19 protein-coding genes and 1 riboswitch are annotated in these 21,425 nt (G+C 43.9%); of the genes, 6 read left to right on the top strand and 13 right to left on the bottom strand.

The window, feature by feature from the left end; all coding sequences use genetic code 11:
- Window positions 1-55: 55 nt before the first annotated feature.
- Complete coding sequence (locus ACEN82_RS22520; RefSeq protein WP_413320186.1) at window positions 56-577, bottom strand: DUF892 family protein; 522 nt, start codon at window positions 575-577, stop codon at window positions 56-58.
- 129 nt (window positions 578-706) lie between these two features.
- Between ACEN82_RS22520 and ACEN82_RS22515 the strand changes: the two genes are divergently transcribed.
- A complete protein-coding gene (locus ACEN82_RS22515; RefSeq protein WP_413320188.1) occupies window positions 707-1,174 on the top strand; it encodes a DUF4293 domain-containing protein in 468 nt (155 codons plus the stop codon).
- A 375-nt stretch (window positions 1,175-1,549) separates the two neighbouring features.
- Complete coding sequence (locus ACEN82_RS22510) at window positions 1,550-3,385, top strand: DEAD/DEAH box helicase (RefSeq protein WP_413320190.1); 1,836 nt, start codon at window positions 1,550-1,552, stop codon at window positions 3,383-3,385.
- Window positions 3,386-3,621: 236 nt separating this feature from the next.
- Here the strand turns inward: ACEN82_RS22510 and ACEN82_RS22505 are convergent, their stop codons facing one another.
- The 10 genes from ACEN82_RS22505 to ACEN82_RS22460 all read right to left on the bottom strand — a co-directional run bounded on the left by ACEN82_RS22505 (window position 3,622) and on the right by ACEN82_RS22460 (window position 15,096).
- On the bottom strand, window positions 3,622-3,942 hold the full coding sequence (locus ACEN82_RS22505) for a hypothetical protein (RefSeq protein ID WP_090530718.1): 321 nt from the start codon (window positions 3,940-3,942) through the stop codon (window positions 3,622-3,624).
- Window positions 3,943-3,989: 47 nt separating this feature from the next.
- Entirely contained in the window at window positions 3,990-4,301 is a 312-nt protein-coding gene (locus ACEN82_RS22500; RefSeq protein WP_188834325.1) for a hypothetical protein, read from the bottom strand.
- A 30-nt stretch (window positions 4,302-4,331) separates the two neighbouring features.
- Window positions 4,332-5,339 (bottom strand): NAD(P)H-dependent glycerol-3-phosphate dehydrogenase, encoded by a 1,008-nt coding sequence (locus tag ACEN82_RS22495; RefSeq protein ID WP_413320192.1) that lies wholly within the window; start codon window positions 5,337-5,339, stop codon window positions 4,332-4,334.
- A 463-nt stretch (window positions 5,340-5,802) separates the two neighbouring features.
- Entirely contained in the window at window positions 5,803-7,959 is a 2,157-nt protein-coding gene (locus ACEN82_RS22490) for a DUF2231 domain-containing protein (protein ID WP_413320194.1), read from the bottom strand.
- Between the two features lie 25 nt (window positions 7,960-7,984).
- Window positions 7,985-9,010: an NHL repeat-containing protein gene (locus ACEN82_RS22485; protein WP_112651206.1), complete on the bottom strand. Its 1,026-nt coding sequence runs from the start codon at window positions 9,008-9,010 to the stop codon at window positions 7,985-7,987.
- 223 nt (window positions 9,011-9,233) lie between these two features.
- Window positions 9,234-10,691, bottom strand: a complete 1,458-nt coding sequence (locus ACEN82_RS22480) for a DUF1501 domain-containing protein (RefSeq protein WP_413322631.1) — start codon at window positions 10,689-10,691, stop codon at window positions 9,234-9,236.
- A gap of 4 nt (window positions 10,692-10,695) precedes the next feature.
- The gene (locus ACEN82_RS22475) at window positions 10,696-13,014 is read right to left on the bottom strand and encodes a PSD1 and planctomycete cytochrome C domain-containing protein (RefSeq protein ID WP_413322630.1); all 2,319 of its coding nucleotides are present in this window, start codon (window positions 13,012-13,014) and stop codon (window positions 10,696-10,698) included.
- A gap of 235 nt (window positions 13,015-13,249) precedes the next feature.
- Window positions 13,250-13,753, bottom strand: coding sequence for a hypothetical protein (locus ACEN82_RS22470; protein WP_413322629.1), 504 nt, complete (start codon window positions 13,751-13,753; stop codon window positions 13,250-13,252).
- A gap of 48 nt (window positions 13,754-13,801) precedes the next feature.
- On the bottom strand, window positions 13,802-14,476 hold the full coding sequence (locus tag ACEN82_RS22465; RefSeq protein WP_413322628.1) for an energy transducer TonB: 675 nt from the start codon (window positions 14,474-14,476) through the stop codon (window positions 13,802-13,804).
- A 197-nt stretch (window positions 14,477-14,673) separates the two neighbouring features.
- Window positions 14,674-15,096 carry a VOC family protein gene (locus ACEN82_RS22460; RefSeq protein ID WP_090530694.1) on the bottom strand — a complete coding sequence of 141 codons (423 nt, stop codon included), beginning with the start codon at window positions 15,094-15,096 and terminating at the stop codon, window positions 14,674-14,676.
- Window positions 15,097-15,272: 176 nt separating this feature from the next.
- On the opposite strand from ACEN82_RS22460, the gene bshA reads away from it, so the two are divergent.
- From bshA to ACEN82_RS22445, 3 genes are all read left to right on the top strand, one after another.
- Complete coding sequence (gene bshA / locus ACEN82_RS22455; protein WP_176625432.1) at window positions 15,273-16,427, top strand: N-acetyl-alpha-D-glucosaminyl L-malate synthase BshA; 1,155 nt, start codon at window positions 15,273-15,275, stop codon at window positions 16,425-16,427.
- 94 nt (window positions 16,428-16,521) lie between these two features.
- Window positions 16,522-16,713, top strand: a complete 192-nt coding sequence (locus tag ACEN82_RS22450) for a hypothetical protein (protein ID WP_090530691.1) — start codon at window positions 16,522-16,524, stop codon at window positions 16,711-16,713.
- A gap of 109 nt (window positions 16,714-16,822) precedes the next feature.
- A riboswitch (Fluoride riboswitch) is annotated at window positions 16,823-16,887 on the top strand.
- A 58-nt stretch (window positions 16,888-16,945) separates the two neighbouring features.
- Window positions 16,946-18,334, top strand: a complete 1,389-nt coding sequence (locus tag ACEN82_RS22445) for a voltage-gated chloride channel family protein (protein ID WP_413322627.1) — start codon at window positions 16,946-16,948, stop codon at window positions 18,332-18,334.
- 3 nt (window positions 18,335-18,337) lie between these two features.
- On the opposite strand, the gene ACEN82_RS22440 is transcribed toward ACEN82_RS22445, so the two are convergent.
- Complete coding sequence (locus tag ACEN82_RS22440; protein WP_413322626.1) at window positions 18,338-19,084, bottom strand: class I SAM-dependent methyltransferase; 747 nt, start codon at window positions 19,082-19,084, stop codon at window positions 18,338-18,340.
- Between the two features lie 142 nt (window positions 19,085-19,226).
- A complete protein-coding gene (locus ACEN82_RS22435) occupies window positions 19,227-19,847 on the bottom strand; it encodes a polysaccharide deacetylase family protein (protein ID WP_413322625.1) in 621 nt (206 codons plus the stop codon).
- 101 nt (window positions 19,848-19,948) lie between these two features.
- Between ACEN82_RS22435 and ACEN82_RS22430 the strand changes: the two genes are divergently transcribed.
- Window positions 19,949-21,394, top strand: a complete 1,446-nt coding sequence (locus ACEN82_RS22430; RefSeq protein ID WP_413322624.1) for a TolC family protein — start codon at window positions 19,949-19,951, stop codon at window positions 21,392-21,394.
- The last annotated feature ends 31 nt before the right edge of the window (window positions 21,395-21,425 follow it).

Here is a 21,425-nt window from a genome sequence, read left to right as displayed (position 1 = left end):
GACGGCAAAGTTAATAATCTGCCGCCTATGCCGGGTTCATAATTTGGTCATAGTATTATGCGGGTTCGGTTATATAGGCCTTATAGATAGCCTCAAACGCCAGTTTATTTTTAACAGCCAGATTAAAAGGCTTATTGATAAAGGAATTGCTATAGCCAATGGTTTTTGCCAGGTTACGCAAAACATCAAAATAGGTTATTTCAATCCCTTCGATGATCTGCACATAAAATACAATGAACACATCACGCTCCATGGCAGTTTTCCCGGTTTTAATTGCCGATATATAAGCTTCAAGCGTCATGGCTTTTATGCCAAGTACCGTCGTTTTTGATGGCGTTTCATTAATGGCGCTGTAAATAGAATCGAGATGGGTAAGCTGCTTTTGGGTAGCTTCATAACATTCCTGTACGGCCTCCTTTAAATAAGCTAGGGATGCAAGCTCTTTTATCTCTTCAAAAAAATCAATCAGATGTTTTTTACCAAAATAAATACTGTTCAGGTGCTCAAGGAAAATCCTTTTTAAATGGACGTTCTCAAATTTAACATCTTCGGGATTTTGTTCACTAATGCGGGACATTTGACAATTGTTTAAATACAAATAAATATACATTAAATAATTATCATTCAAAGCAAGCGATATCGCTATTAAATTAGTGCTTCTCCAATAAGCAAAACATTTATATTTGCCTTTATAATTTTTAATATCATGCTGCAACGCATCCAAAGCATTTACCTTTTGTTCGCCAGCCTTGTGCTGTTCGCCCTTTTCTTTTTTCCGCTTGCCCACAACGTCTATGTTAATGATAAACCATCCAGCATTATGGTTACCGGTATTTACCAGGATGTGAACGGCGTACAGCAACATACCCAAACATTTGTGGCACTCACCGCTATAACAGCTATTGTTGCCCTCATTCCCCTGGTTATCATTTTTCTATATAAAAACCGAAAACAGCAAATAGCCTTCTGCTACAGTGCTATACTGGTACTTATTGGCTACAGTTTCTGGATGGCACAAACTGTTAAAGGCGCAGCAGGCAGCATTACCCTTGACACACGCACGATGGGTATTGGCCTGTTCCTTACTTCATTAAGCATCATACTGGTCATCTTCGCACAAAAAAGCATAAAAAAAGATGAGAAGCTGGTAAAATCGGCCGACAGGTTGAGGTAAACCCGGGTTAGCGTTAAGTCCACAGTACTAAGTCGGAAGCTATAAGTCTGTTTTTCCTTTTTTATAACTGGAGCTTATGGCTACAGTTATAAGTTCTTTTTTTGCAATCCTGGTGTAAAAACCAGGTAATAGATTTATGATTTCATGTTCATTACAATGTTCATCGTCTATAAATCGGGCTTTAAAAACCGGAGAAAAAGATAATTCTTGTTATGAAATTATTAATTAACTGGTTTTTTTTCAGTCAATTAGTAGCGAATTCTCAATAATACTACTAAATTTCATTTTATCTCAACCTACCTATTGGAATTTTAAAACATTAACGCTATCTTTGCGCCCGATTTGACGATGTTGTCAAATTCGTTATTTTAATTCATGAACAACCCATTTATTGAACTGGGAATCCGTCATGATATTGTTAATGCCATCTCTGAGTTAGGATTTGAGAATCCTACACCAATCCAGGAGCAGTCAATCCCGGTATTGTTAACAGGCAGCAACGATTTTGTCGGATTAGCCCAAACCGGGACCGGAAAAACTGCTGCCTTTGGCCTACCATTGTTGGAACTGCTTGATTTCGAAGAAAATCATCCACAGGCACTTGTGTTATGCCCAACACGCGAACTTTGTTTACAAATCGCGAACGACATTAAGAACTACTCCAAAAAAATGAGCAACGTACACGTTGTTGCTGTTTATGGCGGAGCAAGCATTATGGATCAGTTACGCCAGATCAAACGCGGCGTACAGATCGTAGTTGCTACACCAGGGCGTATGCTTGATATCATTAACCGTAAGGCTATTGATTTTTCGGCTGTGAAGTATGTAGTATTGGATGAGGCTGATGAAATGCTCAATATGGGCTTTCAGGAAGACATTGATAGTATCTTATCTACCACACCCGAAGAGAAAAAAACCTGGCTATTCTCGGCCACCATGCCTGCTGAAGTTAGGCGGATCGCGAAAAAATACATGACCGATCCTTTCGAGCTTACCATGGGCGCAAAAAACACCGGCAATGCCAACATCGAGCATGAGTACTATATAGTACGTGCACGTGACAAGTATGCCGCGTTTAAACGTATTGTTGACTTTAATCCTGATATTTTTGGTATCGTATTTTGCCGTACCAAAATTGAAACCCAGGAAATTGCTGAATCGCTGATCAAAGACGGCTACAATGCCGATTCATTGCACGGTGACCTTTCACAGCAACAACGCGATAAAGTGATGAAACGCTACCGTGAGCGCAGTCTGCAATTATTAATTGCTACTGACGTTGCCGCACGTGGTATCGACGTTAACGACGTAACTCACGTTATTAACTATTCATTACCCGACGAGATTGAAAACTACACTCACCGTAGCGGCCGTACAGCCCGTGCAGGTAAAACCGGTGTATCAATCTCTATCGTTAACGCCAAAGAATTAGGCAAAATTCGCCAGATTGAGCGTGTTATTGGTAAAAAATTCGTGAAAGCTGAGATCCCTACAGGTTTTGATGTTTGCGAAAAACAATTATTCTCTATCGTTCACAAAGTACATAACGTAACTGTTAACGAAGAGCAGATTGAGCAATACCTGCCGCGCATTTATGACGAGTTTAAAGATTTCACCAAAGAAGATTTCATTAAACGCTTTGCTTCAATTGAGTTTAACCGTTTCCTTGATTATTACAAAAACGCTCCTGACCTGAATGCCAGCATTGAAGAAGGCCGTAACAGGTTTGAAGATCGCGGCGAACGCGGCAATGGTGTACGTGGCAACTTTACCCGTTTATTTATAAACTTAGGTTCGGTTGATGAATTTAACCGCGGCGATTTGTTAGGTTACATCTGTAACACTACCAAAATAAGCGGCCGTACCGTTGGTAAGATCGACGTTAAGGGTGTTTATTCATTCTTTGAAGTGCAGAATGAAGATGTTGATAAAGTGATGGCCAGCTTTAAAGAAGCCGAATACAAAGGTCGTCCGGTAAGGATCGAGATTTCAGGCGAAGGCACCAGCGAACGTCGTGAAGGCGGATACCGCGGTGGTGACCGCAGAGAAGGCGGATACCGTGGCGGAGATCGCCGTGAAGGTGGCTACCGTGGTGGTGACCGTCGTGAAGGCGGATATCGTGGCAACGAACGCCGCGAACACAGTGGTGGCTTCCGTGATTTTTCAGGCAAGCCCCGTGAAGATCGTCCTGAGCGCAGAAGGAGATTTTAATCATCCATCATAAAAAAACCACCATGTGCAAAGCATGTGGTGGTTTTCATGAGCTTCCTTTAGTAAGAAGCATTAGTTTTAGTTTAGTTTTGTTAACAAAGCCTTTTTACCGCTGCATACGGGAACAAAGGCTTTTGTTTTATATATAAGCCCGCCTTTTCTGGTCATAAGCAAACTTCAACCCATCCATTAAACTTATGAGCTTTCGGTTTTAGGCATTCAGCTTTCAGCCTACATTAACGGCTAAATTCAACGATATCCGAATCAGGATAACAAAGCGTTAGCTTACTGTCGGTAAGTTCCTTAATAAAAAACTTGGTATAAGGCCTGCTCCCCTGGTATGAGGTGTAAATCGTATCATTTTTTACAAAATAATCCTCTTTGCTGGCCTGTCCGTCGTCCATAATAAAATCTTTATCCGTTATCGAAAGCTTGGTAGCACCATCTTTTGATTTCCAGTTACCTTCCAGCTTTTTATTGGCGGCCGGCGGCTGAGAACAAGCGTATATCAATAACATGCCTGCAACTGCAGCAAATATGGGAGCAAACTTTTTCATGACGGATCAGGATTTTTTAGAACGGCTTACGCCTTTGTTGAATTTAATTATTGTGTAGGTTTATCAATCAGTTCAGATTTTTTCAGATAAACCCGGTGACCTTTTTTATTCACATAAAAATAATGCGAATATTTATCAATGTAAATGGTTTCGCCATTAGGGCCAGCCTTGCCGGCATATTTCTTATCAGCTACCGTAGCTGCGCCTTTAGCCGCAATTTCGGATGTTTTATGGCCTATTTTTTTTGTGGTTTTGCTGATCTTCCCACCGAGGGTTGAATCCTTATGCGTTTGGGCAAAGCCTGGGCTAACCATAAATGTACCGGCAGCAAACAGGGCTATTTTAAACAGATTTTTCATATTGACAGTAATTAAGTTTCTTTAATAAAATCAACTCAATTTCTCGGCCAAATTTCTCATTTCTACTACAGGTGAGCGTTTTTGATATAAAATTGCATAAACAGCTTCGCAAATAGGGATGCTCACGCCGTATTGCTTATTAACCTCGTGTAGGCAATTTACTGCATAGTACCCCTCGGCAATCATGTTCATTTCCAGTTGGGCCGATGTTACTGTATATCCCTTGCCTATCATGTTGCCGAAGGTGCGGTTACGACTAAATTGCGAGTAGGCCGTAACAAGCAAATCGCCCAGGTAAGCCGACTCTTTAATATCCCTGTCGATAGGATGTACAGCGGCGACAAAACGCTCTAATTCGCGAATGGCGTTTGATATCAGCACCGCCTGGAAATTATCTCCATAGCCCACACCATGGCAAATACCACTGGCAATGGCGTATACATTCTTCAAAACAGCCCCGTATTCTGTACCATAGATATCATCAGAAATGTTTGTTTTGATATACCGGGTATTGATCATTCCCGCAAACTGTGAGGCAAGTTTTGTATCTCCGGAAGCTATAGTTAAATATGATAATTTTTCGAGCGCCACTTCCTCGGCGTGGCACGGCCCGCTGATTACCATAAAATCATCAAACGATATATCGTATTTTTGATGAAGAAACTCGGCAATTATCAGGTTTTCATCGGGCACGATACCTTTTATAGCCGATACTATCTTTTTCCCTTTCAGATCGGCAGCAGTTATATCTTTTAGCGCATCTTTCAAAAAAGCAGCCGGTACATTAAGCAACACAATGTCCGCAGCCGCTATGAGTGGTTTCAGATCGGTAGATATATTTTGTTCGGGAAGTTTGATCTCCACCGAACTCAGGTAATGCGGGTTACGCGCAAACTTTTGCAGATGTTCCACAGCTTCGGCGTTACGCATCCACCAAAAAATTTCTTTTGGGGTGGTGTTGTCGATAAGCATTTTGATATTGGCCGTAGCCCAGCTCCCCCCGCCAACAACTGTGATCTTGTTTAATTTTTTATCCATCAATAAATAATAGAAATATCGCTGCCTGGTTTTAATCGGCTAAGCAAATTAATGAAATATTATGCAGATTGGCGAATGAGAGAAAAAGTGAGCCTAACTACTTTTCTGAGCCTTTTGCAAGATAATAACCTGGCTCCGGGCCGATGCTTCCGTTTTTCTTTTCTAAGAAGCTGTTTAAGAAAGGAGAATATTAATTGCCGTTGGTTTTAACCAACGGATTAAGAGCCGAAAACTCCTGGCTTTAGCCTAATTATGCAAGCGGATTTGGGCTGAAGCCCTCTTGTTGTGAATGCTTTATTCCGTTGGTTAAAACCAACGGCAATGAAGTTTTATTTACCTGTACGACATTCGTCAAATTTAAACAGTTTCTTAGGTAAGGCATTTAATAGCTTGTATGCTCCAGGGTTCCTTTTTGTCCAGATGGTATGTTAAAGAATCACAGATGGGCGCAAATTGTTTGGCCTCAATTCAAAAACACCTCATCCAAAAACACCCAGCCCGGTTTGCCTTTGGCCGGATGCCATGCCGGCACGCTTTTAAGCGATTGGGCAACCAGTTTGATGCAGGATATCTTTTGTTCGGATTTTAACTTACATTCCAATGGAATCAAAGCAAACGGATCAGACTTTTTTGGTACCCCTGTTTTAAGTGTGCTCAACAGCTTGAGATGGTTTTGATCAGAGCCTCCCCAAACCTCAACCCCGGCGGGTAAAAAGATCTGGGAACCTGTATTACGCATTACATTGAGACTAACCGAATGCAGATCAATCGGTTTATTAAACCACATGATCACCGCCAGATCCTTTTGCGATGCAACCCATTTTCCGTTGCCAAAATTGTCGCCGCCTAATTCTTTATCGATAATTGTTTTAGCGCCATCGCCTTTGTATTTGTCGTCGGGATATTTGATAAAGCTGATACTATCGGGCGTGTAGGCACATTTATAAACATTGAATTGTACGGTATCGCTGCCAATCCATCCGGCTTTAAACGCCCTTGTCCTGATCACCGTACTTTGTGTAAATACGATGCCTGGTTTGTAAGATGCAGCCTTGATGCTATCGGGCGCCGAACCATCAATAGTGTACCGGATATCCGCACCTTTTATAGGGTTGCTAAGTTGCAAAACATAATTCTGCTTAAATATAACTGCCGTATTTTTTAACTGCGGACTGGTGAGCTTAAGCGCCTTACCATCATCCTTAAAGCCGGTTAACAGGCTAAGTTTGGGGTTTTGTTTTTGAAGCAATTGCAGGTCGGCCGGGTTCAGGCCGCTGTCCCATATCGCCAGTTCATTAAGGCTTTTTATAGCGACGAGCTGTTTTACGTCGGCTATATTAAGTTTAACACCTGTTAATGAAATACTTTTGAGATATTTTAAACCTGCTAATTCCTTTAAACCCTTGCCCGTAACATCGCTGAAGTTCAGGTTTATCTTGCGAAGGTTTTCAAATTTGGCGATGGCTTTCAGGTCAGCATCCTTTACGGGCATCTTGTTCAGATCGAGCGATACCACCTGTTTTTTTATAGAACTTAACTCTTCCAGCACTTTTACATTATAGGTGCTTTTATTGTAAATATTAACCGCGAGCGCCGGCGACTCGCTGGCCAGCGGGTAAACCACCCGGTAGTTGTTGTTCAGCTTTTGAATTTCTTTTTCATTGGCTGCCGAAAAGTCATAAACCTCTTCTTCGCTTTCGGCGGGCTTTAAACGGGTGGCGGCTATCAGCCGTAACGAATCGTTAGCTGGCAGTTCGATCACTTTTTTGCCGAAGCGTGCTTTGCTTTTTACCCACAGGTAAAGGAGCATTTTTTCATCATCAGTAAGTTGTGTCTTGCCGGTTGGCGGCATGTGTTTTTTTTCGGTTTCGGGCAGGTGCACACGTTGCAGCAGCAGGCTCATGGCCGGGTCGCCGGCTATGAATAGTTTGCCGGTTTTGCCGCCTTTCATTATCGCTGCCGAATCGGTAAGCATTAGGCCACCTTTCTTTTTATCGATATTATGGCAGCTTTGGCATTTAACCTCAAATATAGGGCGGATCACATCGTTATAAACCAGGGCCTGGTCTATCGGTACCACGTTTTTGCTCTTATCCATTACCGGGCCCAAAACAAAATCATTGCCATGGGTAAGGTTGCCGCCAAGGTGTCCGGCAACAATTAAACAGAAAACGGTTATTATAGCTCCGGCTTTGGCCAGCCTTACCGTATACTTTGAGGTGTGACGGATGAGATATACGCCGTACCCGGCAAAAGCAACGCTTACCCCAAACCATTTATGCCATTGCAAAGTATCGCCCTCATAACCCGGTTCCCTTGAAAGGAACAAGCCCATGATCACCGTTATTGACGACAGTAAAGCACCCAGCAGCAGCAGGTAGCTTGTGAAAGTTTGATACAGTTTTTCGTTAATAAACTCGGCCCGGTAACGGAAAAACTCCATCACCATGGCCAGCATCAGTATCACGATGGGAAAATGCAGGATCAGCGGGTGCATGCGGCCAACCGGTTGCAGCCAGCGGGGCACAACCAGGCTATCGCCGGCTATAAGCAGCACTACAATAAAAATATTAAGGGCAAATAATGTCCCTTCCGCAAAACCTTTGTGGCTGCTTTTCATATACGCCGGGCTATATGTGTATTAATTAAACCCTTGTGAATTTATAAGGATATACCTTGCCTGATGCCCATTGGGCTACGTACAAATTCTCGTCGTTATCCACACACACATCATGTGGGTTCAGGAAAATCTTTTCGGCCTGGGCCATTGGTTGCAGTACGCCGTCGGTATACACTGGCTCGGTACCGCCAAGGTTGGATACTACTTTGTTGTTTTTATCTAATATGGTAGTAAAGCCGGTATTCTCCTTGCTCAGGTCGGGTGAGCGAAGTACGGCAGCATACAAATGATCGCCCTTAATTACCGGGCGGCAAACGCAGGCTCCCGGAAGCTTGATCACTTCCTGTAGTTTTCCATCCATACTAAAGCGTTTAAAGCAATTACGGGTACGATCGGTAACCAGCAATGTGGGTGTATCATATCGTCTGTCAATCACGATACCGTGCGCATTATCCAGGTGTTCGTCGCCCTCACCTTTACCACCGAAGAAGCCTTTCAGTTTGCCATCTTTATCATAATGGGTAACGTATTGCGCACCGTAGCCATCGGCAATAAAAATGTCGCCATTGCTGTCGATAGTAGTTTCGGTAGGCACAAATTCTTCGGCTTTTTTGTAAACGCCGGTTTCGAGCGGCACATTAATGGTCATTAAAATACGGCCATCAAGCGTGGTTTTATAAACCTGGTGTTTTACGGTATCGGTTATGAACAGTACTTCGGTGCCGTTTTCATTAAACAGGGTGAGGCCATGTGCGCCGGGGAAATCATGCCCCCAGGTACTTAGCAGCTTGCCCGATTTATTATAAATGAGTACATTGTTCTTAGTCTCGTTAGTGAGCAGTAAAATGCGGCCTTTTGAATCCTGTACCATCTCATGGCAATCATTCACCGGGTTCTTCTGCGAATCGGCCTTGCTCCAGTTTTTATCCATGCGATAGCGCATATTACCATGACCGTAAATTGGGCCGTCGTCTTTCGCTAACAAATCTTTGGCTATAAAAAAGCCTGCTGATAAAACTGAAGTGTGCTTGATAAATTCTCTTCTTTCCATACCGTTGATTTTTATGATTGCGTTGATTTCGCTGATATTTTATTGATTTACTTTAATTGCTGCTGCGGGACCGTGCCCCGTGGTTCGCATCATTTCAGCTTTCAGCCGAAATTGTGTAAGCTGAAAGCTTACTTTATGGTTCACCACGGGATACGCTGCGCTAATCCCGCGGCAGTTAATTTGTTTTTAAAGCCCTCTCCCTTGGGGAGGGTTTGGGTGGGGTTTATGCTATGATCCCCTTCACCACATTCCCCGCCACGTCCGTTAATCTGTACCTGCGGCCCTGGCTTTTATAAGTTAGTTTTTTATGGTCTATACCCAATTGATTTAATATAGTGGCATGAAAATCATGTACGTGCACCGGATCTTTTACGATGTTGTAGCCAAACTCATCTGTTTCGCCGTAAACGATGCCCGGTTTAATACCACCGCCGGCCATCCAGATACTGAAACAGCGGGGGTGATGGTCGCGACCGTAATTGTTTTTTTCCAGTTTACCCTGGCTGTAATTGGTTCGCCCGAACTCACCGCCCCAGATTACCAGTGTTTCATCCAACAGGCCACGTTGTTTCAAATCAGTAACCAGTGCTGCGGATGCCTGGTCTACATCTTTAGCTTGCCCGGCCATTTCCTGTGGCAGGTTGCTGTGCTGGTCCCAGCCCTGGTGGTAAAGCTGTACAAAGCGAACACCGTTTTCTGAAAGCTTGCGGGCCAGCAAACAGTTAGCTGCATAAGTGCCGGGAATAAGGCACTCCGGCCCGTACATCTTCACAATATCGTCCGACTCCTTGCTTACGTCCATAATTTCGGGTACGGCGGTTTGCATGCGGTAAGCCATTTCGTACTGCTGCACCTTGGTGTTTATTTCCGGATCACCGAACTCCTTATAGTTCATGTCATTGAGCTCGGCCAGTTTATCCAGCATTTTGCGGCGTTCGTGGCGGTTCAGTCCTTCCGGATCATTCAGGTGCAGGATTGGGTCTTCGCCGCTGCTGAACTGTACGCCCTGGTGAATGGAATCTAAGAAGCCATTACTCCACAATTTGGAGTAAACACCCTGCCCGTTTCCCTTGCCTTTAGATAGCAATACGGTGAAAGCCGGCAGGTTTTTGTTTTCGCTGCCGAGGCCGTAGCTTACCCACGAGCCCATGCTGGGCCGGTTGCCCTGCTGTGCCCCGGTTTGGAAAAAGGTAAGTGCCGGATCATGATTGATGGCATCGGTGTTAAGCGATTTAATAATGCAGATGTCATCGGCAATTTTGCCTATGTGCGGGAACATATCGCTGATCCAGGCGCGCGACTCGCCATATTGCTTAAAATCATAAAATGAACCTACCAGCGGGAACGAAGCCTGCTTGGCCGTCATACCTGTCAGGATCTGGTTGCCGCGTACGGATGCCGGCAGTTCCTGCCCCATCATTTCACGCAGCTTGGGCTTGTAATCAAACGACTCCAGTTGTGAGGGAGCCCCATCCTGGAACAGGTAGATTACCCGTTTGGCCTTTGGCGCAAAGTTGGGGATGCCGGGGATAAAATCAGCCTCGGCTTCATCTCCCTTGCCGCTAAACAGATCAGGAATGAGCAATGAACCCAATGCCACGCTGCCAATACCCAAACTGAGCCTGGATAGAAACCTGCGCCGGTTGATGTTAAGCCTGTTTTCTAAAAAATCTTTTTCCATGTGCTCAGGTTTTTGTTATGGCTTCTTCCAGATTATACATGGTATCAACCACTTTCATCATAGCTGCCAGTGTTATTTTATCCAAATTGGCCGGTACCGGGTATTCGCCCACGGTTAGCAATTTTTCGGCATCGGCCTTTTTCATGGTTTTTAGTTCATCTGTATAGTACGAAGTTAAAATAGCCAGTTCTTTTTCCTGCGGATGGCGGCAGAGGATCAACCGGAAAGCTTTGGTGATCTTTGCTGTCTGCGTGCTTTTATCCTGCAAAAGCTTTGCAGCTAAAACCCTCGCGCTTTCCAATACGGTTGGGTCATTGAGCATTACCAGTGCCTGCAATGGGGTATTGGTACGCAGGCGTTTTACTTCGCACTGGTCGCGGTTGCTGGCATCAAAAATACCTAAGGATGCTGGCGGAACGGTACGTTTAATTAGGGTATACATTCCCCTGCGGTACAGGTTTGGCCCATGCACCTGTTTGTAATTCGCCAAAATCCCCCTGCCCGATGTGGCATTTTCCCAAAGGCCGGGCGGCTGGTAAGGGTTAACACTCGGGCCGCCGATGGTTGGATTAAGCAGCCCGCTGCTGGCCAGCACCAAATCGCGCACAAATTCGGCCGGTAAACGGCCTCTTGGGCCCCGGGCTAATAAAGTATTATCCGGATCTTCCTTCAGTTTTTCGGGTGTGGCTGCTGCCGATTGCCTGTAAGTGGCCGACATTACCATCTGCTTTACCAGCCGTTTAATATTCCAGCCATGATCGCGGAAATCAACCGCGAGCCAGTCAAGCAATTCCGGGTGCGATGGCAGGTCGCCCTGCATACCGAAGTCGCCGGAGCTTTTTACGATGCCCTTGCCGAAAAACTCCTGCCACATTTGGTTTACAAATACACGTGCGGTAAGCGGGTTGTTTTTATTGAACAGCCATTCGGCCAGACCTAAGCGGTTTTTTGGGTAGTTATTGGTAAATGGCAAAATGGATTTGGGCGTACCGGCCTGCACCTCATCGCCGTGGGCATCGTAGTTGCCTCGCTTAAGAATATAAGTTGGCCGCACCTTGTCACTATCCGTCATGATGGATACGATGAGCTTATCGGTATCGCGCTTATTCACAAAAGTCAGGATCTTTTTAACATCCTCATTGCTGATCTTCATCATGGGGTTTTTAGCATAGGTTTCGGGCCCGCCCACGGTTGACTGCAGTCCCACTTCCTTCACATTGTTAAAAAAGGCATAAACCTGGTAGTATTCTTTTTGCGAAAAAGGGTCGTATTTATGATCATGACAATGAGCGCATTCCAATGTGACGCCCAATAGTGCTTTGCCGAAGGTATTGGTTCGGTCAGTTACATAACTAACCCGGTATTCCTCATCAATTACGCCTCCTTCTTCGGTTATTTTATGGTTGCGGTTAAAGCCTGTAGCCAGCAACTGCTCCTTAGTGGCGTTGGGGAGCTGATCGCCCGCCAGCTGCCAGGTAATAAACTTATCATAAGGCAGGTTTTCGTTATAGGCATGGATCACCCAGTCGCGCCATGGCCATTGGGTGCGGTAATTATCATCCTGATAACCGTGCGAGTCGGCATAGCGGGCAACATCCAGCCAGTGCAGCGCCATTTTTTCGCCGTATTGCGGAGTTGCCATCAGCTTGTCCACCATTTTTTCGTAAGCATTGGCGCTTTTATCGGCCAGGAACTTATCCATTAAAGCAAGAGATGGCGGCAGACCGGTCAAATCGAGTGAAATGCGTTTCAGCAGGCGTTCTTTATCCGCTTCGGGATTCGGTTCCAGGCGGGCCTGCTCCATTTTTTGCAGTACGAAATTATCGATAGCATTTTTAGGCCATGCCGCGTTTTTTACCTGCGGAACCGGGTAATTTCGCGGAGCGACAAAAGCCCAATGTTTTTCATATTTGGCGCCCTGTTTTATCCATTTGTGAATGAGTTCAACTTCATAGGGTGATAACCTCTTTAAATTGGATGACGCCGGCGGCATCTGCTCGGTGGTGTCTTTGGTAGAGATTCGGCGATAAACCTCCGATTGCATAGGATCTCCGGGGACAAGCGCGTGCGAAGATGGGTTATCTTTTAATGCCTTATAGGCGCTCTCCGGAAGATCAAGCCTAAGGTCGGCTTCACGATGAGAAGCATCAGGGCCGTGGCATTTATAGCACTTGTCTGAAAGTATTGGGCGGATATTAAAGTTGTAGCTGATGGTATCGGGCACCTGTTCTTCGGCTATCCCGCCCGATGAATGGCAGGAATAAAGCGTGTACAGCATGCAGATGGCTATTGTAAGCCACACATAATACAACTTCCGGTACATGGGTTTAAAATTGGTTAAACAGAAATTAAAGTTATATAATTTATAGCACAATTTGCAAATACATATTTATGTACTCAAATTGATTTAGCGGGGGCAATATAGCATGAAAAATGATATGTTCATACATTTTGTACAAATGTTTTAACATACGCGCAAAGGAGGGCATTTTTAAAAGAATAAAAACGGAATAGCGGATGAGCAATAAATTGAATTTGACCGGCTAATATCTGTTTTTTTAACGTAAACGAGCAATGTTCTGATTGCTCATCTTTTCCAACTTTTTAATATCCCGGTAAACGATATATAAAGGAATGATCCCAAAAATACCGAAGCCGCAGTCAATGAACCGCCAGTAAACGGGGATACCGCGGATTGGGCCGGCAATAAAGGCCAGCGGGAACACCATTACACAGGCAATCATGCCAAACTCAATTATCCAAATGTTTTTAACCGGATCTTTCAGCGGACCAACAAATGCCATAGCAATAACAAGGTGACCGAAAGCCAGCCAGTCGGTACCATAAGCCAGGTAAGGATAGTTTTGATTGGTTGTTTTTACGGCGAGATAAACATTGGTTAGCCAGTCATGCATAAATCCCGGAAGTACAGCGGCATGATTAGCAAGCCAGGCAAGTTCAGTTTCGATAGGGAAGGCGGTTACACCACTTAGTACCAGACCGATGATAAATACAATTACCCAGGTTTTTATTTTTTTGCGAAGTTCAGGTTCGGTTTTCATAACAAGAGCAAGGTAGGGAATTTGATTGTATATTCCCCCTTTAGGGGGTTAGGGGGCGCAATACTTTTTTATAAAATTATCGGCTTTATCGCTGCCTATGTTGCGGATAAAATTCCAGTCATGACAGGCGCCTTCTTTGTCGCCTTGTTTAAATTTTTCGCCGGCCTGGCTTAGTACATCGTTTATAAAATCATCATCATAGCCAAGTTGTTTTTTGAGGTTGATAATGATAGCCTCTTTGGTGGTATCGGCCTTGCCTTTGTATTTGTTGCTGTAGTAATTGGTAACCGCGTTTTCCAGTTCCTGCTGAGCTTTATAGCTGGCAATGGCGCTTTGCATATCGCGGATGCTGGCAGGCCCGCAACGTGCGGGATCAGGGTCAAAACGGATAGGTTGAACGATATTGGTTTTAAGATTATACCCCGCCGGAACCACCCACTGGCCCGATGTAAGTTTAATAACCCTTAAAGCTTCGTCGTCGAGGTCGATACCGGGGCCATCCTGTACTTTAGCATCATGTACCACACCATCTTTATCAACCATAAACGAAACATTGATGGTTCCCGAAATACAATTTTGCCGCGAATATTCAGGATAAATGATCTTTGTCTTCAGAAAATCATTAAACGCCTGCTGTCCGCCTTTAAACGCAGGCTGTTGGGCAAGCAATGTACTCGCTGTAAAAATGATGAACGCGATATAGAGACAAAGTGCTTTAAGCATAGTATAAATATCGACAATAAATTGCGGATTATGTTTAGATAGCCTTAGAAAGAATTGTGGTTGATAACTAAACGGATAGTCATATTTGTTTTCAGTATCCCATTTGCAAGGCGGCTTACCAATCGACTTGTTGTCATTTCCTGACGACCTGTTTTATCTGTATAACTAAACCGAAATCGAAGATCCGAATTCCCAAATCAAAGCACCTGGTTAAACTCCAACCGTTCGCCATCCGGCCCGGTGATGTTGAAATATTTGCAGCCATTTTTCCAGAATTGTAAAAACACGGGCTCTGGTTCGATCACGTTGAAGCCAGCTTCTTTAATAGTTTTAAAGGCGAGGTTGATATCATCAACATCAAAGGCTACGTGATCAATGTGCCCGTTTGATCTTGAACGGATCTCGGCCAGCGAAGCTTCAGGCAATTGGTAAAGCTCCATGATCATATTGCCGCGCTGCATCATAACGCAGGTGCCGGTACCGCTGTTATCGGTAAAAGGGGCTTGCATTACATTGTGAAAGCCCAGTCTGGCGTAAAATTGTTGTGATGCTTCAATATTGGTTACCGGCACGCCGATATGTTGTATTCCGTTTATTGCTAAATTTATATGATTGCTCATGCTGATAATCAGTTGTTTATTATGGATTTAATGTATGTTTAAACACTCGGTAACAGATATGGTTGGCAACGCCGGCAAAATAAATATGCAGTAATTATCATCCATCCATCATTTTACACAAGCTTAACACATTTGATGTAAATTGCAGTTAAACTTGCACCAATTAAAACATATTAATGAAGATCGGAATTGTTTGTTACCCAACCTTTGGCGGAAGCGGGGTTGTTGCCACTGAACTTGGTAAAGCCCTTGCAGACCGTGGTCACCAGGTTCATTTTGTGACCTATAACCAGCCGGCGCGGTTGGATCTCTTTTCCGAAAACCTGTTTTATCACGAAGTTTCGGTTTCTAACTATCCGCTGTTCGATTTTCCGCCGTACGAGCTGGCCCTGGCAAGCAGGCTGGTTGATGTGGTGCGTCATGAACAATTGGATGTACTGCATGTGCATTATGCTATACCCCATGCTTCGGCCGCGTTTATGGCCAAGCAAATATTAATGACCTATGGCATTTACATCCCGGTGGTAACTACGCTGCACGGTACAGATATTACGTTGGTTGGTAAAGACCGCACCTTTAAACCGGTTGTTACTTTTTCCATCAACCAAAGTGATGGTGTAACAGCCGTATCGCAAAACCTTAAAGAGGATACCTATAAGTTTTTTGATATTAAGAAGGATATCCTCGTGATCCCTAACTTTATTGACCTTAGCAGGTTTAGCCTTAAACCTAAAGATCATTTTAAGAAAGCGATTGCACCATCGGGCGAAAAGATCCTGGTACATACCTCTAACTTCCGTAAGGTAAAACGTACCGAAGATGTAGTGAAGATTTTTGCTAAAGTGATTAAAAAGATCCCGTCGAAACTGCTGATGGTAGGCGACGGCCCCGAACGTTCCATGTGCGAACAGCTTTGCCGCGATTTGGGCGTTACTGATAATGTACGCTTTTTAGGTAAACAGGATGCTGTTGAAGAGATCCTTTCTGTATCCGATTTGTTCCTGATGCCATCGCAATCAGAAAGTTTTGGTTTAGCGGCGCTTGAAGCCATGGCTTGTAAAGTGCCGGTGATCAGCAGTAATGCCGGTGGTTTGCCCGAATTAAATATTGATGGCGTAACAGGCTTTTTGAAAGAGCCAGGAGATGTGGACGGTATGGCAGAAAAAGCAATATTTATTTTGGAGGATGAAGAACGATTGGCTAAATTTAAAGAAAATGCACTGGCACACGCCAAAGAGTTTGAATTATCTACCATTTTGCCCAAATATGAAAACTTTTACCTTGAGGTAATTGAGCAAAATAAAGCTAAGCTGTTTAACCAACAGTTGTAATAAACCTGATACAATTCAAAAAATATTCTTTAAAAGTTAAATTTTATCGGTTTCGTTAATTAATTTAGTTTTTCACTCCTAAAAGTTAAAACTTATGGCAAAGCACACACTAAAAAGCGGACAACTCCTTAAGTACATCGGAAAGAAATGGAAAAACCTGCACATTGGTCATCCATTAAAATTTATGGGGTACGATGAGAATAGTTTCGCCGACATCTGGGTGGAATACCAGGGTAAATTAATGCTTCTGGCACTTAAGGATGTGGAAACACTAAGCGTTGCTTAAGTAGATAACTTGAGCCGGTCTGTTCAAACGACAAGGGAAAATAGCCTTACTCATGCATACGTGCTAAGTAAGGCTATTTTATTTTTATCAAAAAGAAACCTATATTAGCGTCACAAAAGGAAATGGTGTCTTCCTACTTAACCGCCCTAAAAAGCTGATGGCGCCTACAGACAATTAACTCACGGGCTTTTATCCTGTGCTAATTTTTTGTGGGTACATAAATATCAGCAACATGCAAAATCAAAATCAACTTTTTTCTTCGCAACATTTCGCAATTCTTAAAAACGCCCTCCGGTGGACGGTCATTATCATCCCCATAGCCGTTGTTATTGGCAGCGCGGTTGCCTTATTCTTGTGGTTGTTGAGTTGGGCTATCCATTTTAGGTTTGCACATAACTGGCTGTTGTTTTTGCTGCCATTGGCAGGTATCGCTATATTTTTCATTTATAAATTTTTTGGCGGTCCGGCCGAAAAGGGGAATAATTTAATTATTGATGAAATCCACAACCCCGGTGGCGGGGTCCCCAAGCGTATGGCCCCATTGGTGCTGATCACCACCATTATCACTCATTTGTTTGGCGGCTCGGCCGGGCGCGAGGGAACGGCGGTGCAAATGGGCGGCAGCTTAGCCCAAATGATAGGCAAATGGCTTAAGCTGAATGAAGCTGATACCCAAACAGTGCTTACCGCAGGTATAGCGGCTGGTTTCGGTGCGGTATTTGGTACGCCGTTAACAGGTGCTGTTTTTGCCATGGAGGTGCTGACGATAGGCCGGGTGCAATATAATGCGCTGCTGCCCTGCCTTATTGCGGGCATTGCCGGCGATATTACGGTGGCCGCCTGGGGTGTTCATCATACGCCTTATCATATTGATATTATTCCCGTTATCCCGCATTGGTTTTCAGGCTATGTTTCAACCGACCTGTTAATGATCATCAAAACGATAGTAGCTTCTATCGCTTTCGGGCTGGTCAGTTACCTTTTTGCCAAAATGGTACATGGCATCAAAAGTTTTTTTACCCAATACATTAAAACACCCTGGTTGATCCCGTTTATTGGCGGACTGATCATTATCGCGCTTACTTTTGTTAATGGCAAACCTGATTACCTAAGTTTAGGGGTAGATGCCGAACATGTTGGTGCTGTTACAATCCCTTCGGCTTTTCATGCCGGCGGCGCTGATACCTGGAGCTGGCTCTGGAAAACCATTTACACTACTGTAACCTTAGGTACCGGTTTTAAAGGCGGCGAGGTAACACCGCTGTTTTATATTGGCGCTACTTTGGGCAATACGCTATCCGGCTTACTTGATGCACCGGTTAGCTTATTTGCCGCTTTAGGTTTCATAGCGGTTTTTGCAGGCGCAACTAATACCCCCCTGGCCTGTACTTTTATGGGTATAGAGCTTTTTGGTGGCGAACACGCCCTGTTGTTTGCCGTGGCCTGTTTCACAGCCTATCTTTTCAGCGGGCATACGGGTATATATGGCTCCCAAAGAATTGGAGTTACTAAGTTAACCGGTGGACCGGCCGATGACAAAACGCTTTCGGAAGCAATGAAAAGGCGCGGATATTTATATCATAAGCTGGCAAAATATAGTTTCCTTAAAGCGAAGGAATAAGCATTATTTAGTGGCGGTAACCACAATGTAAGGAGATAATAGCTTTGATTCAACCGGGATGATTTTGGTGAAAACCTTGCCTGCTACCCACACCAGTTTGGTGATGGCTTTAGCTATGGCAGGCTTGTTAGCCTTATCTTCCAGCCAAACCGAAAATTTGCCGTAATAATATGCCTCAACATTTTTTAAGCCAAGTTCCTTGCAATAGCTGGCCAGTAATGGAGGGTTCATACTATTGATGTTGTGTTTTTCGTAGTTATTAAGGTCGTAGTTGCGTTGTACCCATCCGTTAACACCGGTAAAGTTAGGCAGGGTAATAAACAGTGTGCCTCCCGGTTTAAGGAAAGAGAGGTGTTTTTCAATAATGCCTTTGGTATCATTAAAATGCTCTATCAATCCGCAGGAAAGTACCAGGTTATATTCGGTTTCGGGTTGGTATTTGAACAGGTCGCCTTCAATAACTGTAATATCCCGATCATTAAGCTGATTGGCATCCAGTACTTCCTTTAAAACTTTTGGGTGCACATAAAAATCGAACAGTGTAGTTTTTAACCCGAAATACTTCTTTAAAAAAATGGCAAAATAACCCGGAAAACCCCCAAGCTCAATAGCCGACGCCGGTTTGTTGGTATCGATAATGCTTTTTAGCAGCTTATGAAAAGTATAATTAGCCGGCACATTAAAAGCCAGGTCTTTTTTTGATTCCCAGTAACCGGCCCAAAATGCCTTGTCGGTGAGTTCGTTGCTCATGGGTGCAAAGGTATAAAAAGTAGGCAGTGTTCAGCTGGCAGTTTTCATTGTGCAGTAAGCAGTATTTAATAAACGGGAATGTTTAACAACTTACAGTTGCCAACAGATGACTGCCCGCTGCCTCCCGGGTACTGCAAACTACCTACTGTAAACTCTCAAAACTATACCCTTCCTTACTCCAAACCTCCAAAGCCCGCGGCAGTACATATTCCAATCGATCAAAAGCTTTGATGCTGTCATGAAATACTACCATCGATCCTGCTTCGGTATATTTAAGCACTCCTTTTAGGCAATCTTCAGGTTTAAGGGCCGCATCAAAATCGCCGCTGAGCACATCCCACATAAAAATATTCAACTCAGGCTTTATGGTTCTCAGCGCCCGGATCTGCGCCCTTTTTATCCGCCCGTACGGAGGACGAAACAACGATGTATCCAGCAATTTATCGGCCTGTAAAAAATTATCAAGATAGGTTTGGGTATCGGTTTCCCACCCTTTGAGATGATTGAAAGTATGATTGCCTATGGCATGGCCGCCGGCTTTTACCTGTTCAAAAATATCGGGGTGCTTGCGTACATTGTCGCCAATGCAAAAAAAGGTGGCTTTGGCATTGTATTGTTTTAAAATATTTAATACAGCCGGTGTAACAATTGGTATAGGGCCGTCGTCAAAAGTGAGATAAATGCAACGGTCAGTTGATTTTATCTCCCAGGTAAGTTGGGGATAAAGCTTTTTCAGCAGCCACGGGGTTTTAACCAGGTACATACAGATGAGGTAGTTTGTATTTTATCCCTATTAACAACATTTAACAAAAATAAACACTGCAATGTAATGAACAGTTGCTTACCATTGTATAGAAAAACCTTATGAAACTAAAATTATTACTATCAGTTAAAGCAACGCTCATTTGCACAATAACATTTTCGGTTTGCGGCTTTAATGCCGGCGCGCAGGAAGTAATAGGCTTGCAAAAGGCGGTAGACCTAGCCCTTGAACGTAACCTTACCATTAAACAGGCCGAATTTACAGCTGCCATCACTAACGAAGATCTTAAACAGTCGAAATATAATCAACTGCCAAATTTAGCCGTAAGCCCACAGGGCTCATTCAACTTTGGCCGTAATATCGACCCTTCAACCAACCAGTTCAGCAACCAGCGCATCCTGGCGGTTAACGGTAACTTTACCTCGCAGGTAACACTGTTTCAGGGCGGGCAATTACGTAATACAGTAATTCAGAACAAGATTTTGCTTGATGCCGACAAAACCAACGTTGCCAAAGTAAAAAACGACCTGATATTGAACGTGGTTACTACTTACCTGCTGGTGCTAACCAACCAGGATCTGGTAACAGCCGCCCAGCAGCAGATTGATGTATCTAAAATAGCTTTAGACCGCGCCCAGAAAAACTTTGACGTTGGTAACCAAACCCTTGCCGATCTGTCGCAGGCCAAAGCACAGCTCTCAACCAACGACCTTAACTATACTAATGCCGAAAATCAGTTAGAACAATCGTTACTGACCTTAAAGCAATACATGGAGATGGACCCTGGTACCGACATTAAAGTTGAAAGGCCGGATATCAGTAAGTTAAATAATGTAAAAACGGTGTACGATGCCCAGGAAGTTGTAAAAACCGCTCTTGCAGTAAACCCAGATGTGTTATTGGCCGAGCAACGTCAAAAAGCTGCGGCGCAGGGTGTTAAAATAGCAAGAGGCAACTACTATCCGTCGGTAGTATTATTTGGTGCTGCCGGTTCATACTTTTCTGATGCCAAGAACACGCCATTTGGTGTTACTCCAACAGGCAGATTTGACACTATTGGTTTTGTGCAAAATTCGCAACAGGCGGTTGTAGTGCCTAATTATAAAGTTGGCTATAAAAGCAACCCATTCTTCAGGCAACTGAGCGATAATTTTAACCAATCGGTAGGGGTGAGCTTACAGATCCCCATTTTTAACAGGTTTCTGTCACGCACAGCGGTTAGGAAAGCAAAACTGCAAAATCAAAATGCCGAGGTTACAGCACAACTGGCCCGCAACAATTTGAGCAAGATTATCTACCAGGCGGTATGGGATTTACAGGCGGCCGATAAGCGTTATGCATCGGCAACGCAAACTTATAACGCAAATAAAGATGCGTTTAATATTATCCAGCAACGCTATACAGTAGGTTTGGTTAACTCGCTTGATTATAATACATCGCTAACCAATCTTAACAAATCACAGTTTGATATGATTGAGGCGCAATACCAGGTGATTTTCAGAAGCAAAGTCATCGACTATTATTTAGGTAACCCTATAACACTTTAATAAAATCTTAACCGTAAAATATCCAAATTCA

The organism is Mucilaginibacter sp. Mucisp73, assembly GCF_059491465.1.
This window is presented reverse-complemented; position numbering and strand designations above follow the sequence as displayed.